This window comes from Mycobacterium sp. IDUB_1 (assembly GCF_055419625.1).
Genome location: NZ_JBVAYA010000002.1, coordinates 361,813 through 379,880, shown reverse-complemented (window position 1 = coordinate 379,880; position 18,068 = coordinate 361,813). Strand labels below are relative to the sequence as shown.

General features: G+C 68.1%; 15 protein-coding genes and 1 pseudogene. 7 read left to right on the top strand and 9 right to left on the bottom strand.

The features are described from left to right. The 7 genes and pseudogenes from ACZYYX_RS14690 to rpmF form a co-directional block, all read right to left on the bottom strand. A pseudogene (locus tag ACZYYX_RS14690) lies at nt 1-93 on the bottom strand (MspA family porin); the annotation flags it as partial. 393 nt (nt 94-486) lie between these two features. Further along, a complete protein-coding gene (locus ACZYYX_RS14685; protein WP_463815246.1) occupies nt 487-654 on the bottom strand; it encodes a hypothetical protein in 168 nt (55 codons plus the stop codon). Between the two features lie 160 nt (nt 655-814). Continuing rightward, complete coding sequence (locus ACZYYX_RS14680; protein ID WP_463815808.1) at nt 815-1,360, bottom strand: MogA/MoaB family molybdenum cofactor biosynthesis protein; 546 nt, start codon at nt 1,358-1,360, stop codon at nt 815-817. Nucleotides 1,361-1,389: 29 nt separating this feature from the next. Then, a complete protein-coding gene (locus ACZYYX_RS14675) occupies nt 1,390-2,727 on the bottom strand; it encodes a S1C family serine protease (protein WP_463815245.1) in 1,338 nt (445 codons plus the stop codon). Nucleotides 2,728-2,897: 170 nt separating this feature from the next. Further along, complete coding sequence (locus ACZYYX_RS14670; protein WP_463815244.1) at nt 2,898-4,337, bottom strand: HAMP domain-containing sensor histidine kinase; 1,440 nt, start codon at nt 4,335-4,337, stop codon at nt 2,898-2,900. Next, nucleotides 4,337-5,023 (bottom strand): response regulator transcription factor, encoded by a 687-nt coding sequence (locus tag ACZYYX_RS14665; RefSeq protein ID WP_463815243.1) that lies wholly within the window; start codon nt 5,021-5,023, stop codon nt 4,337-4,339. Before ACZYYX_RS14665 ends, ACZYYX_RS14670 begins: the two co-directional genes overlap by 1 nt. 84 nt (nt 5,024-5,107) lie before the next feature. Beyond that, nucleotides 5,108-5,281: a 50S ribosomal protein L32 gene (gene rpmF, locus ACZYYX_RS14660; protein ID WP_048632975.1), complete on the bottom strand. Its 174-nt coding sequence runs from the start codon at nt 5,279-5,281 to the stop codon at nt 5,108-5,110. A gap of 252 nt (nt 5,282-5,533) precedes the next feature. On the opposite strand from rpmF, the gene ACZYYX_RS14655 reads away from it, so the two are divergent. The 7 genes from ACZYYX_RS14655 (at nt 5,534) to ACZYYX_RS14625 (ending at nt 14,621) form a co-directional block, all read left to right on the top strand. Then, complete coding sequence (locus ACZYYX_RS14655; protein WP_463815807.1) at nt 5,534-7,237, top strand: acyclic terpene utilization AtuA family protein; 1,704 nt, start codon at nt 5,534-5,536, stop codon at nt 7,235-7,237. Beyond that, a complete protein-coding gene (locus tag ACZYYX_RS14650; protein ID WP_463815242.1) occupies nt 7,234-8,382 on the top strand; it encodes an acyl-CoA dehydrogenase family protein in 1,149 nt (382 codons plus the stop codon). The genes ACZYYX_RS14655 and ACZYYX_RS14650 overlap by 4 nt, the downstream gene beginning before the upstream one ends. 56 nt (nt 8,383-8,438) lie before the next feature. Further along, on the top strand, nt 8,439-9,971 hold the full coding sequence (locus tag ACZYYX_RS14645) for an acyl-CoA carboxylase subunit beta (RefSeq protein ID WP_463815806.1): 1,533 nt from the start codon (nt 8,439-8,441) through the stop codon (nt 9,969-9,971). Between the two features lie 82 nt (nt 9,972-10,053). After that, entirely contained in the window at nt 10,054-12,042 is a 1,989-nt protein-coding gene (locus ACZYYX_RS14640) for an acetyl/propionyl/methylcrotonyl-CoA carboxylase subunit alpha (RefSeq protein ID WP_463815241.1), read from the top strand. Beyond that, nucleotides 12,039-13,199, top strand: a complete 1,161-nt coding sequence (locus ACZYYX_RS14635) for an acyl-CoA dehydrogenase family protein (protein WP_463815240.1) — start codon at nt 12,039-12,041, stop codon at nt 13,197-13,199. Before ACZYYX_RS14640 ends, ACZYYX_RS14635 begins: the two co-directional genes overlap by 4 nt. Continuing rightward, nucleotides 13,199-13,960: an enoyl-CoA hydratase family protein gene (locus tag ACZYYX_RS14630; protein ID WP_463815238.1), complete on the top strand. Its 762-nt coding sequence runs from the start codon at nt 13,199-13,201 to the stop codon at nt 13,958-13,960. Before ACZYYX_RS14635 ends, ACZYYX_RS14630 begins: the two co-directional genes overlap by 1 nt. 85 nt (nt 13,961-14,045) lie before the next feature. Next, complete coding sequence (locus ACZYYX_RS14625; RefSeq protein ID WP_463815237.1) at nt 14,046-14,621, top strand: DUF1707 SHOCT-like domain-containing protein; 576 nt, start codon at nt 14,046-14,048, stop codon at nt 14,619-14,621. 20 nt (nt 14,622-14,641) lie between these two features. On the opposite strand, the gene ACZYYX_RS14620 is transcribed toward ACZYYX_RS14625, so the two are convergent. Next, nucleotides 14,642-16,615 carry a vWA domain-containing protein gene (locus tag ACZYYX_RS14620; protein ID WP_463815236.1) on the bottom strand — a complete coding sequence of 658 codons (1,974 nt, stop codon included), beginning with the start codon at nt 16,613-16,615 and terminating at the stop codon, nt 14,642-14,644. Beyond that, nucleotides 16,608-17,981 carry a sigma 54-interacting transcriptional regulator gene (locus tag ACZYYX_RS14615; protein WP_463815805.1) on the bottom strand — a complete coding sequence of 458 codons (1,374 nt, stop codon included), beginning with the start codon at nt 17,979-17,981 and terminating at the stop codon, nt 16,608-16,610. Before ACZYYX_RS14615 ends, ACZYYX_RS14620 begins: the two co-directional genes overlap by 8 nt. Between the last annotated feature and the right edge of the window lie 87 nt (nt 17,982-18,068).

Sequence of the window (18,068 nt, the reverse complement as noted above, 5' to 3'; positions counted from 1 at the left end):
ATTGTCCAGCCCTGCGTGAGAGGTGCCAGTGCTCACGAACAACGCTGCGATGGCCGCGACCATCGCGATCAGCACCCGACTGATTGCCTTCATGTTCTCCCTTGCTCAGTAGAACGGGTCCCCGTGTCGGGGCACCGGTTGCTCGTGCCTGGCCGTACCGCTACACCACACACCTCGCGAGAACTTCATGTGAGTGGAATTAAAAAGCTCACATTTTGTTCTTACGAATCACTCATCGTTTTGACGAGAGGAACATAACGAGGAGGCATCCGACCGGCAACGCGTACGTCTGTGTGGTGTCGCGAGATGCGCGCTGCGGCCATCGTTTGCTGACGACTCCTCGAGAGTCGGCGGCCCCCTCCTTGCGACGACGGGGGTTGGCCGAAGAACACCGTCGCTGATCTTGACCCCGCACCAACGTCTTCGTCACAGGCGGCGCAGGCGTTACACCACGTTCCTGTACTGCAGCTGTGGTGAACCTACAGGTCAGCCGTGATCACTGTGATGGGGCGGAATGTTGTCGCGCAGCCAGCTGTCCCGATCGGTGCCCTCCCCCGGGTGGTCGGGGTCGCGCTCGCCGGTCGGCATCTCAGGCAATGTGTCGCCGAAGATCTTGTTAACTACATCCCGCGACGGGCGGGGGTGATCGGTCATTGAGCCCATCCTATGTGACGAACATCACATCGCAGCGGAGACTGCAGTTCACCCGGCGTTAACACTGCAGGTCGAACACGCCGTACGCGCATACCAAAGCGGGCCGGAGAGGAAGCTCCTCCGGCCCGCATGCGGACTAGCTGCTGCCAGCCCACGGCGATTAGATCTCCAAACTGGATAGCTGCGCGATGATGTGCGCGGCCAGGGGCCCGAGGGTGGCCATGCCGTCACGGACGGCGGCGCGAGACCCCGCGAGGTTGACCACCAGCGTGCTGCCAGACACGCCGGCGAGTCCACGCGACAGTCCCGCATCAGCGGTGCCCGCCGCCAGGCCCGACGCGCGCAGTGCCTCGGCGATGCCGAGGAGCTCCCGGTCGAGCAGATCGCGTGTCGCCTCCGGGGTGACCTCGCGCGGCGTCACGCCCGTGCCACCGACCGAGATCACGAGGTCCACGCCGCCGATCACGGCAGTGTTGAGTGCGTTGCGAATCTCGACCTCGTCGGAGGACACCACGATGACGCCGTCGACGACGAACCCGGCCTCGCCGAGCAGTTCTGCGACCAGAGGCCCGCTATGGTCCTCCTCGTCTCCGTGCGCGGAGCGGTCGTCGACGACGACGACGAGAGCCCGGCCGACCAACGTATTGGGCTGTTCCATGGGGACAACCGTATATGTCGGCACCGACGACGTCGCAGCCACTCGCAGCGTCAAATGCGGCGAGCCGTGAACCACCCTCACTGTGCCGCCTTACCCAGCGTCACGTCGACGGTCTGCGGCTTGCCGGACGGATCCAGATACGTCAGCGTCACCTTGTCGCCCGGCGCCTTGGACCGCACCGCAGCCACGAGCGCATCAGCGCTGTCGATCACCCGGTCGTCGAGTTTGGTCACCGTAACGCCCGCGGGAAGCCCGGCCGAAGATGCCGCGCCGTTCGGCGTCACCTCGACGATCTTGGCCCCGTCCCCGCCGGCGTTGTTGCCCACCTGGACGCCGAGCGAGGCGCGGGTCGCGCTGCCCGTCTGAATCAGTTCGTCGGCGATCCGCTTGGCCTGATCGACCGGGATCGCGAATCCCAGACCGATCGAGCCGCCCTGCGCCGCTCCGGAATCGGCTCCCATGGTGGCGATGGCCGAGTTGATCCCGACCAGCTCACCGTTCATGTTGACCAGCGCGCCGCCCGAGTTGCCCGGGTTGATCGCCGCATCGGTCTGGATGGCGTCGAGCACCGTGTTCTGGTTCTGCGCGTCACCGCCGGCGGCGACCGGGCGGTTCAACGCGCTGATGATGCCCGTCGTCACCGTGCCCTCCAGGCCCAGCGGTGATCCGATCGCGACGACGTCCTGACCGACCCGCAGGTTCGCAGACGATCCGATCGCGATCGGAGTCAGGCCCGAGACACCCTTGGCACGCACCACCGCGATGTCGCTACCGGGATCGGTACCCACGATGTCGAACGGAGCGGTCCGGCCGTCGGCGAACGTGACCTTGGTTTCCGGGCCGCCCGGACCGGCCGCCGCGGCGACCACGTGGTTGTTGGTCAGGATCAGCCCGTCGGTGGACAGGATGACGCCGGAGCCCTCTTCGGACTGGCGGCCCTCGTTCACCTCGAGCTTGACCACACTCGGTACCACCTTCGCCGCGACCTGCTCCACCGAGCCGTTGGGCACGCTCGCGGCCGGCTGACTCGGCGCCGCACCTGACGCGCTGAACCCGGTAGAACTGTGGGCCGGATGTATCAGAGTCGCGACACCACCACCGATGCCCGCCGACACGATCGCGATGGCCACCGCTCCCGTGACGAGACCCGTTGCGCGCGAACGCTTTTTAGGGGCCGCAGGGGCCGGCGGAAAACCGGGCCGCTGGTAGGGGTTGGGCATGGGCGCGCCGGGGTAGGGATCGTAGGGCGAGCGGTAGGCCTGCCGCTGCTGCTCCGTCGCGTACCGCCAGTCGTAGCCGGGCTGCTCATGGGCACCGGACCGTTGGGGGCCGACCTGACCCTGCGGCGCCTGGCCAGCCATTCCGGGCTGCTGACCCGGATGCGGCCCCGGTGAGTACCTCGGATGGTTGGTCATGTCGATGCAGTGTCTTCCTCGAGTAGGGGTGGTCTACTTCACCAACGAAGTGTGTGGCATCCAGAGTGCCCACCTGGGCTGAGAGTGCCCTGAGATTCGCTTCGGTACACGCCCAGATTCTGCCGCGCTCACGCGAAGATCGTCGCTGGTGACACGCGTCACCACGGGAATCACGATGCGCGTGTCGCCGTCGTGTCCACCGCCGTGGACGGCCGGCCGGGCAACACCATGTGCACCGATGTCCCTGGCGGATCGCCGCCGGGGACGGCGTCGGTGACGAGCAGAGTTCCGCCGTGCTTGGCCACCACCTGCTTGACGATCGCCAATCCCAGTCCTGAACCCGGCATCGCCCGCGCCGCAGTGGACCGGTAGAACCGCTCGAACACGAGATCTCGTTCGTGGGAGGGGATTCCCGGTCCGTTGTCCGACACGACCAACGCCGCGTGGTTGGCGTCGACCTGCCTCATCTGGACACCGACCCGGCCGCCCTGGGGGCTCCATTTGGCTGCGTTGTCCAGAAGATTGAGAACCGCCCGCCCCAGCCCGGCCGCATCGCCGTACACCTGCCAGGGCGTGACGGTGACGTCGAACTCGATGTCGTTGCGGCGACGGCGAACCCGCTCCAAGGAGCGATCGATGACGTCGGCGATCTCCACGACCTCGTACACCACGCGGCCGGCGTCCTCACGGGTGAGATCCACCAGATCACCCACCAGCGTGGACAATTCCTCGATCTGCCCCATCACGTCGGCCTGCAGGTCGGCCATCTCGTCTTCCGGGATACGCGGGGCACCCGGCCGCATCGACGCCATCAGCAGTTCGACGTTGGTGCGCAGCGAGGTCAAAGGCGTGCGCAGTTCGTGACCCGCGTCGGTGACCAGCCTGGCCTGGCGGTCGCGTGACTCGGCCAGCGCCCGCAGCATCATGTTGAAAGCCTCTGTGAGTCTGGCCAATTCGTCGTGACCGACCACGGGGATTGGGCGAAGGTCGTCGGTGCGCGCGACACGTTCGGCCGCCTGGGTCAATCGAGCCACGGGTCGCAGGCCTGCGGTGGCCACCATCCCACCCGCGATGGCGGCGATCGCGACCCCGATCCCGCCGACCCAGAACAGCACCGTCCCCAGCTTCTTGAGAAGATCGCCGGTCGGCCCCAGGCTCTTCGAGAGCAGGAGCGACGAGCCGTTCGCGAAATGTACGGCGAACACCCGCTGGTGACCCACGGTGCGCAGCGACATTCCCAAATTGCCTGCGATGACGTCCTTTTCGGGCTGCCCGACCGGAATGTTGTCCGAGGTCCGATACCCGGCCCGGCCGGGGATGACCAGCCGCGCGTTCATGTCCGAATACGCCGTCGCTTCGATGGCCTTACCCGGGTCGACTTCGAGCGAGCCGCTCTCCACGAGAAGTTGAGCGCGCTTGAACAGCTGGCTGTCGAGGTCGTCGTAGAGCGCTCGGGACACCACGGCGTAAACGGCGACACCCATCAACACGACAGCCATCAGAACCATCGACATCGCCAGCAGCATCACGCGCCAGCGCAGCGACACCGAACTGCCGGCCGGTGGCTGTTGAGGTTGTCCCGGCCATGCGACATCGGGGTGCGGCTGCATCAGGGTGGGGTCTCCCGAAGCACATAGCCGACGCCCCGCACAGTGTGGATCAACCGCGGCTCGCCCTCGGCCTCGGTCTTGCGGCGCAGATACCCGACGTAGACCTCGAGCGCGTTGCCCGAGGTCGGGAAATCGAAGCCCCACACCTCTTCGAGGATGCGGCTGCGGGTCAGCACCCGACGGGGGTTGGCGATGAGCATCTCGAGCAACGCGAACTCCGTGCGGGTGAGGCTGATCGAACGCTCACCTCGGGTGACCTCACGGGTCACCGGATCCAGCGAGAGGTCGGCGAACGTCAACGCAGCCGATTCGCTCGAATCGTCGAGCGTGGTGCGGCGCAGCAGCGCCCGCATGCGCGCCAGCAACTCTTCGAGCGCGAACGGCTTGGGCAGGTAGTCGTCGGCGCCCGCATCCAGGCCTGCCACCCGCTCGGACACGGAATCGCGAGCCGTCAGCACGAGGATCGGCAGATCGTCGCCGGTACTGCGGAGCTGTCGGCACACCTCGAGCCCGTCGAGGCGCGGCATCATCACGTCGAGCACGACAGCGTCGGGACGAGCTGTGGCGATCAGGTCCAGTGCTTCGCGGCCGTCCTGGGCCAACTCCACGGAGTAGCCGTTGAAAGACAGGGAGCGGCGCAGCGATTCGCGGACCGCGCGGTCATCATCGACGACGAGTATGCGCACCGGCACAGTCTCAACCCCGTGTCTGAGAGAGTGCTGAGAGCCGCGCCGATGAAACCTGAATGTTTCCGCTACGCGTCGTGACGGTTAGCGACGGTCCAGGTCGATGAGACCGAGACGCGCTGCCTTGAGCAGACGCCGCGGCACCTTGCGCTGCTGACCTGCAACGGTCACGCCCACGAGCCCGGTGGCCGTGGCTTTCCACTGCGCGCGCCGGCTCCGGGTGTTCGCACGCGACATCCTGCGCTTCGGGACAGCCATGATCGAGCTCCATCTGTTTCGGGGTGTCCATCGGATTACCCACGGACATCGGTACTGCCTGCAGGCCCGGGCGTACCGGACGCGGGCAATTGGTGTCCAGGATAACCGGTGAGCTCGGCGGGTTCCAAACTCCGCGGATCCCGCCACGGGCGACACGCGGTCAGGTCTTGACGTGCTACCGCCGGTACCCGTTAACCTACCGGTTGGTTGGGCGCTCTGCCCACTGGAGCGACGGGAGAGTGCGTGAGGTCGGTGTCGGACCGCGATCCCGTCCGGATAGGGAACTGCTCGGGCTTCTACGGCGACCGGCTCTCGGCCATGCACGAGATGCTCACCGGCGGCGAGCTCGACTACCTGACCGGCGATTATCTGGCCGAGCTGACCATGCTCATCCTCGGCCGCGACCGGATGAAGGACCCAGATCGGGGCTACGCCAAGACGTTCCTGCGCCAGCTCGAACAATGCCTCGGCCTTGCCATGGACCGCGGCGTGCGCATCGTGGCCAACGCCGGCGGCCTCAATCCCGCGGGCCTGGCCACCGCCATCCGTGACCTGGCCGAGCGCCTCCAGATCACTGTCGCCGTCGCGCACGTGGAGGGCGACGACCTGCTCCCCCGCGCCGGCGAGCTCGGTCTGGGCCAACCGTTGACCGCCAACGCGTACCTGGGCGCGTGGGGCATCACAGACTGCCTGCACGCGGGCGCCGACGTCGTGGTGACAGGCCGCGTCACCGACGCATCGGTGATCGTCGGTCCCGCGGCAGCGCACTTCGGGTGGCAGCGCGACGACATCGACCGCATCGCCGGCGCGATCGCCGCCGGCCACATCATCGAATGCGGCACCCAGGCCACCGGCGGCAACTACTCCTTCTTCACCGAGATCGCCGACCTGGACCACGCCGGCTTCCCGATCGCCGAGATCCACGCCGACGGCTCGTCCGTCATCACCAAACACCCGGGCACCGGCGGCGCCGTCACCGTAGGCACAGTCACCGCGCAACTGCTCTACGAAATCGGCGGAGCCCGCTACGCCAATCCTGACGCCACACTGCGGGTCGACTCGATCACGCTGACCGACGACGGACCCGACCGGGTGCGCGTCAGCGACGTCACCGGTGAGCCTCCGCCACCGACCCTGAAAGTCAGCCTCAACAGCCTCGGTGGTTTCCGCAACGAGATGACGTTCGTACTGACCGGGCTCGACATCGAGGCCAAGGCTGAGCTCGTACGCCGTCAGCTCGAGGCGAGCTTGACCGTCCGGCCGGCGGAGATGCAGTGGTCCCTGGCCCGCACCGACCACGCCGACGCCGACACCGAACAGACCGCCAGCGCCCTGTTGAGCTGTGTGGCGCGCGACCCCGACGCTGCCGCGGTGGGCCGCCGATTCTCCGCAGCTGCGGTCGAACTGGCGTTGGCCAGCTACCCCGGCTTCACGAGCACCACCCCGCCCGGTGACGGTCAGGTCTACGGCGTCTTCACTGCCGGTCACGTACCGGCCGCGCAGGTGCCCCACGTGGCCGTGCACCCCGATGGCACCCGCGTGAACATCGCACCGGCCGCGCAGACACGCGAACTCGAACCGGTTCCCGAGGTCGAGCCACCAGAGCCGAGTCCCGCCGGCGCGACGCGGCGGGTGCCGCTGGGCACCATCGCCGGCGCCCGCAGCGGGGACAAGGGCGGCAGCGCGAACGTCGGTGTCTGGGTGAAGACCGACGATCAATGGCGCTGGCTCGCATCCGCATTGACCGTCGACAAGCTCCGCGAGCTGCTTCCTGAGGCGGCCGACCTACCGGTGACCCGCCACCTGCTGCCCAACCTGCGGGCCGTGAATTTCGTGATCGACGACATCCTGGGCCAGGGCGTCGCGTCCGCGGCGCGTTTCGATCCCCAGGCCAAAGGGCTGGGTGAATGGCTGCGCAGCCGAACCATCGATATCCCCGAGGAGTTGCTGTCGTGAGCATCTGGACCACACCGGAACGTGAAGACCTGCGAAAGACGGTGCGCGCCTTCGCCGAACGCGAAGTACTCCCCCACGTCGACGAATGGGAACGCGTCGGCGAGCTCCCTCGAGATCTGCACCGCAAGGCAGCCGCGGCAGGGCTGCTGGGCGCCGGTTTCCCGGAGACGGCCGGCGGCGACGGCGGCGACGGCGGCGACGCGCTGGTCATCTGCGAGGAGATGCACCAGGCGGGAGCACCCGGCGGCGTGTTCGCTTCGCTGTTCACCTGTGGCATCGCGGTGCCTCACATCATCGCCTCCGGCGACGAGCGCCTCATCGAGACCTACGTGCGGCCGACACTGCGCGGCGAGAAGATCGGCTCGCTGGCCATCACCGAACCGGGCGGCGGCTCCGACGTCGGGCACCTGACCACCCGGGCAGTCCGAGAGGGCGATGAGTTCGTCATCAACGGCGCCAAGACCTACATCACCTCGGGCGTGCGGGCCGACTTCGTCGTCACCGCGGCGCGCACCGGCGGCCCGGGCGCGGCGGGGGTGTCCCTGATCGTCGTCGACAAGGGCACGCCCGGTTTCGAGGTGAGCCGCAAGCTCGACAAGATGGGCTGGCGCTCCTCCGACACGGCCGAACTGTCCTACACCGACGTCCGCGTCCCCGTCGCCAACCTCGTCGGCGCCGAGAACAGCGGCTTCTTCCAGATCGCCGCGGCGTTCGTCTCCGAACGCGTCGGCCTCGCCGCGCAGGCCTACGCCAGCGGGCAGCGCTGCCTCGACCTCACCGTCGAGTGGTGCCGCAACCGCGAGACCTTCGGCAAGCCGTTGATCGCGCGGCAGTCGGTGCAGAACACGCTGGCCGAGATGGCGCGGCGCATCGACATCGCGCGGGTCTACACCCGGCACGTGGTGGAACGCCAGATCGCGGGCGAGACCAACCTGATCACCGAGGTGTGCTTCGCCAAGAACACCGCTGTCGAGACGGGTGAATGGGTGGCCAACCAGGCGGTTCAACTGTTCGGGGGCATGGGCTACATGGCCGAATCGGAGATCGAGCGCCAGTACCGCGACATGCGCATCCTCGGCATCGGCGGCGGCACCACCGAGATCCTGACCTCGCTGGCCGCCAAGACGCTGGGCTTCCAGGCGTGACGCTCCACTCGACACTCGATCCCCGTTCCCCCGCCTACCGCGAGGCCGCCGATGCGATGGCGATCAAGCTCGCCGAGCTCGACGCCGAGCACGCCAAAGCGCTGGCAGGCGGCGGAGAGAAATACGTGAGCCGCCACCACGCCCGCGGCAAGATGACCGCGCGCGAACGCATCGAGGCGCTCGTCGACCCCGACTCGCCCTTCCTGGAGCTGAGCCCACTCGCCGCGTGGGGCAGCGACTTCACGGTCGGAGCGAGCGTCGTCATCGGCATCGGCGCGGTCGAGGGCGTCGAATGCCTGATCGTTTCCAACGATCCCACCGTCAAGGGCGGCACCAGCAATCCGTGGACGCTGCGAAAGATCCTCCGTGGCAACCAGATCGCTTTCGAGAACCGTTTGCCGGTGATCTCGCTGGTCGAGTCGGGCGGTGCGGATCTGCCCACACAGAAAGAGATCTTCATCCCTGGCGGGCAGATGTTCCGCGACCTGACCCGGCTGTCGGCGGCGGGCATCCCGACAATCGCGCTGGTGTTCGGTAACTCCACCGCGGGTGGAGCCTACATCCCCGGGATGTCCGATCACGTCGTGATGATCAAGGACCGCTCGAAGGTGTTCCTGGCCGGCCCTCCGCTGGTGAAGATGGCCACCGGCGAGGAGTCCGACGACGAGTCCCTCGGCGGGGCCGAGATGCACGCCCGCACATCAGGTCTCGCGGACTACTTCGCCGTCGACGAGCTCGATGCGATGCGCATCGGCCGCCGCATCGTGGCTCGGCTCAACTGGCGCAAGAAGGGACCGGCGCCGAGGCCGTACGTCGAGCCGGTGTTCGACTCCGAGGAACTGCTCGGCATCGTGCCGCCGGATCTGCGCATCCCGTTCGATCCGCGCGAGGTGATCGCCCGCATCGTCGACGGCTCGGAGTTCGACGAGTTCAAGCCGCTCTACGGCGGCTCGCTCGTGACGGGATGGGCCACGCTGCACGGGTTCCCGCTCGGCATCCTCGCCAATGCGCGCGGCGTGCTGTTCAGCGAGGAGTCGCAGAAGGCCACGCAGTTCATCCAATTGGCCAACCGATCAAACACGCCACTGTTGTTCTTGCACAACACCACCGGCTACATGGTGGGCAAGGCGTACGAGGAGGGCGGCATGATCAAACACGGCTCGATGATGATCAACGCCGTCTCCAATTCGACCGTGCCGCATCTGTCGCTGCTCATCGGCGCCTCTTACGGCGCGGGCCACTACGGCATGTGCGGACGCGCCTACGACCCGCGCTTCCTGTTCGCCTGGCCGAGCGCGAAGTCGGCGGTGATGGGCGGCGCCCAATTGGCGGGCGTGCTGTCGATCGTGAGCCGGGCCGCGGCGCAGGCCCGCGGTCAGGATGTCGACGAGGCTGCCGACGCCGCTCTGCGCGCGGCGGTGGAGGCGCAGATCGACGCCGAGTCGCTGCCGATGTTCCTGTCCGGGCGGCTGTACGACGACGGCGTCATCGATCCGCGCGACACCCGCACGGTGTTGGGCATGTGCCTGTCGGCGATCGCCAACGCACCGATCGAGGGGACGTCGAATTTCGGCGTCTTCCGGATGTGAGGGCCCCCATGAGTGCGATTTCGGCGTGCTCGTCGTCGCTGAGCGCAGACAACCACGCCGAAAACGCGAGAAGGGGCGAGCGATGATCACTCGAGTTCTGGTCGCCAACCGTGGCGAGATCGCGCGGCGGGTGTTCGCCACCTGCCGGCGGCTGGGTATCGGCACGGTCGCGGTCTACACCGAACCCGATGCCGAAGCACCCCACGTCGCCGAAGCCGACGTTCGGGTGCGCCTCGACGGCACCCGCGGTTACCTGGACACCGCCCAGCTGATCGCCGCCGCACGGGCTGCCGGCGCCGACGCCGTTCATCCCGGTTACGGATTCCTCTCGGAGAACCCCGATTTCGCGGCCGCGGTGATCGACGCCGGCCTGACGTGGATCGGCCCGCCCGTGGCCGCCGTGGCTGCGATGGGTTCCAAGATCGAGGCGAAGAAGATGATGGCCGCGGCGGGCGTGCCGGTGCTCGACGAACTCGACCCCGACACGGTGACCGCCGAGATGCTGCCGGTGTTGATCAAGGCCTCAGCCGGCGGTGGTGGCCGGGGTATGCGCGTGGTGCGTGATCTCGCCGAGCTGCACGCGCACGTCGATGGCGCCCGACGAGAAGCCGAGTCGGCGTTCGGCGACCCCACGGTCTTCTGCGAGCGCTACCTCGAGGCGGGCCATCACGTCGAGGTGCAGGTGATGGCCGACGCGCAAGGCACGGTGTGGGCGGTCGGTGAGCGGGAGTGCTCGATTCAGCGCCGCCACCAGAAGATCATCGAAGAGGCGCCCTCACCCCTGGTGGAGCGCACACCGGGCATGCGGGACAAGCTCTTCGAGGCGGCCCGGCTGGCTGCCACCGCGATCGGCTACACCGGCGCAGGCACCGTCGAATTCATGGCTGCCTCGGATTCGACGAAAGACGGCGGAGAGTTCTTCTTCCTGGAGATGAACACCCGCCTGCAGGTCGAACACCCGGTCACCGAGCTCACGTCCGGCCTGGACCTGGTGGAGCTGCAGCTCGCGGTCGCCGACGGGGCGCCGCTGGGCCCGCACCCGCCGGCCTCGTCGGGTTCGTCCATCGAAGCGCGCCTCTATGCCGAGGACCCCGCCAAGAACTGGCAACCGCAGGCGGGCACCGTGCACCGAGTCGACGTGGCCTCGGCGGTCAAGCATTTCGAGCTGCTCGACCGGCCGGGTGTGCGCCTCGACTCCGGGGTGGGCGACGGCTCGGTCATCTCGGTGTTCTACGACCCGATGATCGCGAAGGTCATCTCCTGGGCGCCCACCCGGGAGCGGGCCTCCGCACTGCTGGCCGATGCGTTGACCCGCACCCAGCTGCACGGTGTGCGCACCAACCGGGACCTGCTGGTCAACGTGCTGCGCCACCCGGCGTTCCTGGCCGGCGCCACCGATACCGCGTTCTTCGACACTCATGGCCTCGCCGAGCTCGCCGCACCGGTGGCCGACACCGCGACGACGGAGCTGTCGGCCATCGCTGCGGCGTTGGCCGATGCCGCGCACAACCGCAGGACCGCAACGGTGTTCGCAGGCATCCCGAGCGGATGGCGCAACCTCGCGTCGGGCTGGCAGACGAAGAGCTACGTCGACGACGAGGACACCACCCATGACGTGGCCTACCGTTTCACGCGCGACGGCGTGCGGATCGCGGATCGCGACGACGTCACGCTGGTGACGGCGACGCCGGACCAGGTGGTGCTGAGAGTGGCCGGCGTGGACCGTCCGTTCACCGTCAGCCGCTACGGCTCCCGCGGACACGACGTGTACGTCGACTCGCCCAACGCGGCGGTCCACCTGACGGCGCTGCCGCGGTTCCCCGATCCGGCCGATGCCGTCGCGCACGGCTCGCTGCTCGCCCCGATGCCCGGCTCGGTGCTGCGGGTCGGGGCCGCCGTCGGCGACGCCGTCACCGCGGGCCAGCCGCTGGTGTGGCTGGAGGCGATGAAGATGGAGCACACCATCGCTGCGCCGGCCGACGGTGTGTTGGCCGAACTCAACGTCACCGCGGGAACGCAGGTGGAAGTGGGCGCCGTACTGGCGCGAGTCGATTCAGGAGAGGCGTCATGACCGGATTCGTCGAGACCGAAGAACAGCAGGCCCTGCGCAAAGCGGTCGGCGCGATGGCCGCCAACTACGGGCAGGACTACTACCTGGAGAAGGCGCGCGCCGGCCAGCACACCGACGAGCTGTGGGCCGAGGCAGGCCGGCTCGGCTTCATCGGGGTGAACCTGCCCGAGGAGTACGGCGGCGGCGGCGCAGGCATGTACGAGCTCAGCTTGGTCATGGAGGAGATGTCGGCAGCGGGTTCGGCGTTGCTGATGATGGTGGTGTCGCCTGCGATCAACGGGACGATCATCGCCAAGTACGGCACCGACGAGCAGAAGCAGCGCTGGCTGCCCGGCATCGCCGACGGCACGATCACGATGGCTTTCGCGATCACCGAGCCCGATGCCGGCTCCAACTCCCACCGCATCACCACCACGGCGCGGCGCGACGGCAGCGACTGGATCCTCTCAGGCCAGAAGGTCTACATCTCCGGCGTCGACCAGGCTCAGGCCGTGCTCGTCGTCGGCCGCACGGCCGACCACAAGACGGGCAATCTGAAGCCCGCGCTGTTCGTCGTGCCGACCGACACTCCCGGATTCAGCTTCACCAAGATCCCGATGGAGATCGTCAGCCCCGAGTTCCAGTTCCAGGTGTTCCTCGACGAGGTCCGCCTGCCTGCCGACGCGCTCGTCGGTTCTGAGGACGCCGCGATCGCGCAGCTGTTCGCGGGGCTGAACCCCGAGCGCATCATGGGTGCGGCGAGCGCGGTCGGGATGGGCCGCTTCGCGATCGACAAGGCGGTCGACTACGTCAAGACCCGGCAGGTGTGGAAGACGCCGATCGGCGCGCATCAGGGGCTCTCCCACCCGCTGGCGCAGAACCACATCGAGGTCGAGCTCGCCAAGCTGATGATGCAGAAGGCGGCCAGCCTGTACGACTCCGGTGACGACGTGGGCGCGGCCGAGGCGGCGAACATGGCCAAGTACGCCGCCGGCGAGGCGTCGGTGCGCGCCGTCGACCAGGCAGTGCAGTGTCTCGGCGGCAACGGGCTCACCAAGGAGTACGGCATCGCCTCGGTGCTGACCGCCTCGCGGCTGGCCCGCATTGCACCCGTCAGCCGGGAGATGGTGCTGAACTTCATCGCGCAGACATCGCTCGGGCTCCCCCGGTCTTACTGATGCTGGTGTCCTACGAGGGCGACGGCGCGGTCGCCCGGCTGACCCTCGACTCACCGCACAACCGCAACGCGCTGTCGACGGCGTTGGTCGCCCAACTGCGCGAGGGCCTCGAGCGGGCCGCAGCGGACGCGCAGGTGCGGGTCGTCGTGCTCGGCCATACGGGCGGGACGTTCTGCGCGGGTGCAGACCTGGCCGAGGCCGCAGGCCGCGATCCCTCCGAGCTGGCGCTCGACCGGGCCCGGGAGATGACGCAGGTGCTGCGCCAGATCCTGACGTGCCCGCTTCCCGTCATCGCCGCCGTCGACGGACACGTCCGTGCCGGCGGGCTCGGTCTGATCGGCGCCTGCGACATCGTGGTGGCCGGCACCGCCAGCACGTTCGCGCTGACCGAGGCCCGCATCGGGGTGGCTCCATCGATCATCTCGCTGACGTTGCTGCCGAAGATGACCTCCCGCGCCGCCGGTCGCTACTTCGTCACCGGCGAGAAGTTCGGCGCGACGGAGGCCGAGCAGATGGGCTTGGTCACCGTCGCCACTGCAGACGTCGCGGCCGCCGTCGACGACCTGACGGCGGCGATCGCGCAGGGCTCACCGCAGGGGCTGGCCGAATCGAAGGCGCTGACCACGGCCGCGATCCTCGAGGAGTTCGACCGTCGCGCCGAAGCATTGACGCAGCGCTCGGCGGCGCTGTTCGTCTCCGACGAGGCCCGCGAGGGCATCCTCGCGTTCCTGGAGAAGCGCAAGCCTCGCTGGATCAACTGACAGCTCACAGTTTGGCCACGGACCTTGCATGTACCGCCGATCGTCGTAACCTGGTGGCGATGTGCGGACGTAGCAGGAAGGCCCGATGAGCAGCCCCGCGTCACGGAGCCGCTCGATGCGCGCTGCCGACACCGATCGCATCCAGGTCGCGCAACTGCTGACCGACGCGGCAGCCTCGGGAACGATCGGCGTGACGGAGTACGAAGCCCGGTTGGCGAGGGCGTATGCGGCTCAGACCTGCGATGAACTCGATCGGCTGTCTGCTGATCTGCCGGGTGCGATCACCCGCGGCCGCAGCGGCACGTGCCGCCCCGCACCGTCGAGCACCCTGTTGGCGATCCTGTCGGGCTACGAGCGGCGCGGCCGGTGGAACGTCCCGAAGCGGCTGACCACCGTCGCGTTCTGGGGTGGCGGCGTCGTGGACCTGCGCTACGCCGACTTCACCGCACACGACGTCGAGATCCGCACCTACACGATCATGGGCGGCCAGACCATCCTGGTGCCGCCGGAAGTGAACGTCGACCTGCGCGGTGTGTCGGTGATGGGCAGCTTCGAGCACAGCATCGAGGGCGAAGGCGCTCCGGGTGCGCCCTGTGTGCGGATCTCCGGGTTCGCTCTGTGGGGCAGCGTCACTGTCAAACGGAAGAGGCGTAAGGCCTGAGGCCTACGTCCGATCGGCGGTCAGCGTCGCCGCTTCGACCCCAGGTAGTCGCCGACCACCGCCGCGCCGAGCCCGTCGAGGTCAGGCACCACGACACGACCGCCCACCCGGCGGGCGACCTGATCGATGAACCGAGCCAGGCCCGGGTCACTACCCAACCGGAAGATCGTCACCTGCGCGCCCAGCCGCGCGACCTCGTCGAAGCCCTTGACGGTGTGGCCGATCGTGCGGGGGTGCGGCGGGTAATCAAAAAACACCGCGGGACTTCCGTTCCTGTCGAAGTCCTCGAGATGGGCGGTCGGCTCACCGTCGGTGACGACGAGGACGACGGGCTGCGCGTTCGGATGCCTGCGGAGGTGACGGGTGGCCAACGCCAGCGCGTGATGCAGATTGGTGCCCTGCTCGTAGACACCCTCCAGACCGGTCAGCTCGGCCGCGGTCACCGTGCGCGCGTAGCGCCCGAACGCGATGATCTGCAGCGCATCGGAGCGGAACCGGGTGCTGACGAGATGGTTGAGCGCCAGCGCGGTCTGCTTCATCGGCAGCCAGCGGTTCTCCATCACCATCGAGAACGAGGTGTCGACGAGCAGCGCGACCGCGGCCTGCGTACGTGTCTCGGTCTCTGAGATCTCGACGTCCTCGACGGTGAGGCTGATGGCTCCCGCGCGCTCACCAGTGCCCGCCTCTCTCAAGACAGCGTTGGTGAGGGTGCGCGTGACGTTCCACGGCTCGGTGTCACCGAACTGCCACGGCCGAGTCGCACCGGTCAGCTCCCCGGCCGCACCGGCACGGCGGGTGTCGCGTTCGCCGTGCCGACCCGAGAGTTGTTGGGCCACATCCCTGAGCGCGGTCTGGCCCAGCTGACGCATCGCCTTCGGCGAGAGCCGCCACTGCCCGTCGGCACCCCGATCGAGGAAGCCCTGGTTCATCAGTGCACGTTCGAGTTCGGCCAGCGCGCGCGCGTTCACCGCAGCCTCGTCGCCGAGCTGACGGGCCAGCATGTCGAGGTCGACATCGTCCATGGAGGCACCCGAATAGCTCTGTGAAAGCTGCTCGGCGAGCTGCTCGAGCTCGGCGATGTCGGCCAGCGCCTGGGCACCCTCGCCCATGCCCATCGGGTCGTCTCCAGAGAAGCGTTCCGACCCGTTCCAGTCCTCCCCGGGCCGCGCGGCCTGCAGATGCGCGTCGAGCCGGTTGAGCGCGTTCATCAATGACGGCGACCCGAATGCCTGCTGTGCCAGCGAGTCCAGCTCGGCACGCTGCTGTTCGGACAGGCTGTTGCGGAAGCGCTGCGCGGCCGCCGACCGCTTGGCCAGCGAATCGAGCAGCTCGTCGATGTTGCGCGGGTTCTCGGGGAAGAACTCGCCGTGCTTGGCCATGAAGTTCTCGAAGTCCTGCTGATCGTCTTCGCCTTTGGCGTGCTTGTCCAGCAGGTCGTTGAGGTCGTCGAGCATGTCGTTGACGCGTTGGCGATCCTCGTCGGTGGCGTTCTCCAGCGCCTCCTTCATGCCGGCGAAACGCTGATCGAGCATCTCGCGGCCCATGAGGTCCTTGATCTGCTCGTACTTCTGCCGGGCCTCCGGGGAACGCCAGTCGTACTCCGAGAGCTCCTGGACGGCCTTGGCCGGCGACGGCGACAGCGATTCCAGCTGCAGCTCACCGAATCTCGCGTCGTCGTCGAGCGCCCGCGCCAACTCTTTGCGTTCGGCGAGCACCGCCTCGTCGAGCAGCTTCTTGATGTCGGCCAGTGTGCCGTCGAGGTTGTTGCGCTGCAACAGCTCTCGACGACGACGGTTGGCCTCTGCGGCCAGCTTGTCGGCGCCTGGCATGTTCTTGGACCCACGCCGCAGCAGTTCCTGCAGCGCGCGCCGTGGCGAGGTGCCCTCCATGACGTCCTGCCCGATGGCTTCGAGGGCCTCACGCAGGTCGACCGGAGGGGCCAGCGGATCAGGTCCGCCGGTGTATCGCGAGTACCGCGACAGTCGTTTAGCCATAGATGGTTTCGCCCTCTCCGGACACCTTGTCGATCCGCTTGGCCAGATAGAGCGCCTCGAGCGCCAGCTCGATCGCCGCTGCCCGCTGCCCGTCGGTGCTCGCCTCGAGGCGGCGCTGGATCTCCGCGACGGCGGGCACCTCGGGCAGTGCGGCGAGCACCTCGCGTGCAGACACCCGCTCCCCTGTCGTGACGGGCGAGCCGTTCTCGACCGCGGTGACGATCGGACCGACGTCGATACCGCCGAGGAGCCGCTGGGCGGTCTCGGCGGTGGCGCGCCTCAGCAGGTGTTCGAGCACTGCCTGCTCGCGTCCCTCTTCGCCGGATTCGAATTCCAGCTTGCCGCGCAGCACGTCGATCACGGTGCCGAGGTCGACGACGCGCGCCACCGGATCCTGTTCGCCGAGCAGCGCGGCGCGATGCCGGGCGGATGCGGCGACGGTCTCAGCCGCGGCGATCGCGAACCGGGCCGAGACACCGGAGCGCTGATCGATCGCGGTCGATTCGCGCAGTGCGCGAGCGAATCTGGCGAGGATGCTCATCAAGTAGGGCGGCACCTCGGCGGCCAGATGCGCTTCCTGCGTGATCACGCCGACCTCGGCGTCGAGCTCGAGCGGGTAGTGGGTGCGGATCTCCGCGCCGAAGCGGTCCTTCAGCGGGGTGATGATGCGCCCGCGGTTCGTGTAGTCCTCGGGGTTGGCGCTCGCGACGACGAGGACGTCGAGCGGCAACCGCAGCGTGTAGCCGCGAACCTGGATGTCGCGCTCCTCCATCACGTTGAGCATCGCGACCTGGATGCGCTCGGCGAGGTCTGGCAGCTCGTTGACCGCGACGATGCCGCGGTGCGCACGCGGGATCAGACCGTAGGCGATCGTCTCCGGATCGCCCAGGCTGCGGCCCTCGGCCACCTTGATCGGGTCGATGTCGCCGACCAGGTCGGCCACGCTGGTGTCGGGGGTGGCGAGCTTCTCGGTGTAACGCTCACTGCGGTGCCGCCACGCGATCGGCAGGTCGTCGCCGGAGTCGGCGGCCCGCCGGATCGATTCCGGCGTGATGGGGCTGTAGGGGTGCTCGCCCAGTTCCGCGCCGGCGATCACCGGCGTCCACTCGTCGAGCAGTCCACTCAGCGCGCGCAGCAGGCGTGTCTTGCCCTGCCCGCGCTCACCCAGGAGCACCATGTCGTGGCCGGCGATCAACGCCCGTTCCAGCTGCGGGATCACGGTGTCGTCGAAGCCGAGGATGCCCGGCCAGATCTGTTCGGCAGTGGCTCCCAAGCTCAGCGCGGCGAGCAGGTTTTCCCGGATCTCGGCCTTGACGCTGCGCTCCTGATGCCTGGAGGCGCGCAGCTCGCCGACGGTCCGGGGCATGTCTGCAGTGGCGGGCGAGGGTTGAAAAGCTGAAGTCACCACTCCACGCTACGACTGTTCCCCGCGAGCGCGCGGGTCTGCACGCAA

Coding starts and splice junctions, on each gene's coding strand:
- ACZYYX_RS14685 (WP_463815246.1), bottom strand. CDS start 654: ATGACCGATCACCCCCGCCCGTCGCGGGATGTAGTTAACAAGATCTTC.
- ACZYYX_RS14675 (WP_463815245.1), bottom strand. CDS start 2,727: ATGACCAACCATCCGAGGTACTCACCGGGGCCGCATCCGGGTCAGCAG.
- ACZYYX_RS14670 (WP_463815244.1), bottom strand. CDS start 4,337: ATGCAGCCGCACCCCGATGTCGCATGGCCGGGACAACCTCAACAGCCA.
- rpmF (WP_048632975.1), bottom strand. CDS start 5,281: ATGGCTGTCCCGAAGCGCAGGATGTCGCGTGCGAACACCCGGAGCCGG.
- ACZYYX_RS14645 (WP_463815806.1), top strand. CDS start 8,439: ATGGCGATCAAGCTCGCCGAGCTCGACGCCGAGCACGCCAAAGCGCTG.
- ACZYYX_RS14640 (WP_463815241.1), top strand. CDS start 10,054: ATGATCACTCGAGTTCTGGTCGCCAACCGTGGCGAGATCGCGCGGCGG.
- ACZYYX_RS14635 (WP_463815240.1), top strand. CDS start 12,039: ATGACCGGATTCGTCGAGACCGAAGAACAGCAGGCCCTGCGCAAAGCG.
- ACZYYX_RS14630 (WP_463815238.1), top strand. CDS start 13,199: ATGCTGGTGTCCTACGAGGGCGACGGCGCGGTCGCCCGGCTGACCCTC.
- ACZYYX_RS14625 (WP_463815237.1), top strand. CDS start 14,046: ATGAGCAGCCCCGCGTCACGGAGCCGCTCGATGCGCGCTGCCGACACC.
- ACZYYX_RS14620 (WP_463815236.1), bottom strand. CDS start 16,615: ATGGCTAAACGACTGTCGCGGTACTCGCGATACACCGGCGGACCTGAT.
- ACZYYX_RS14615 (WP_463815805.1), bottom strand. CDS start 17,981: ATGCCCCGGACCGTCGGCGAGCTGCGCGCCTCCAGGCATCAGGAGCGC.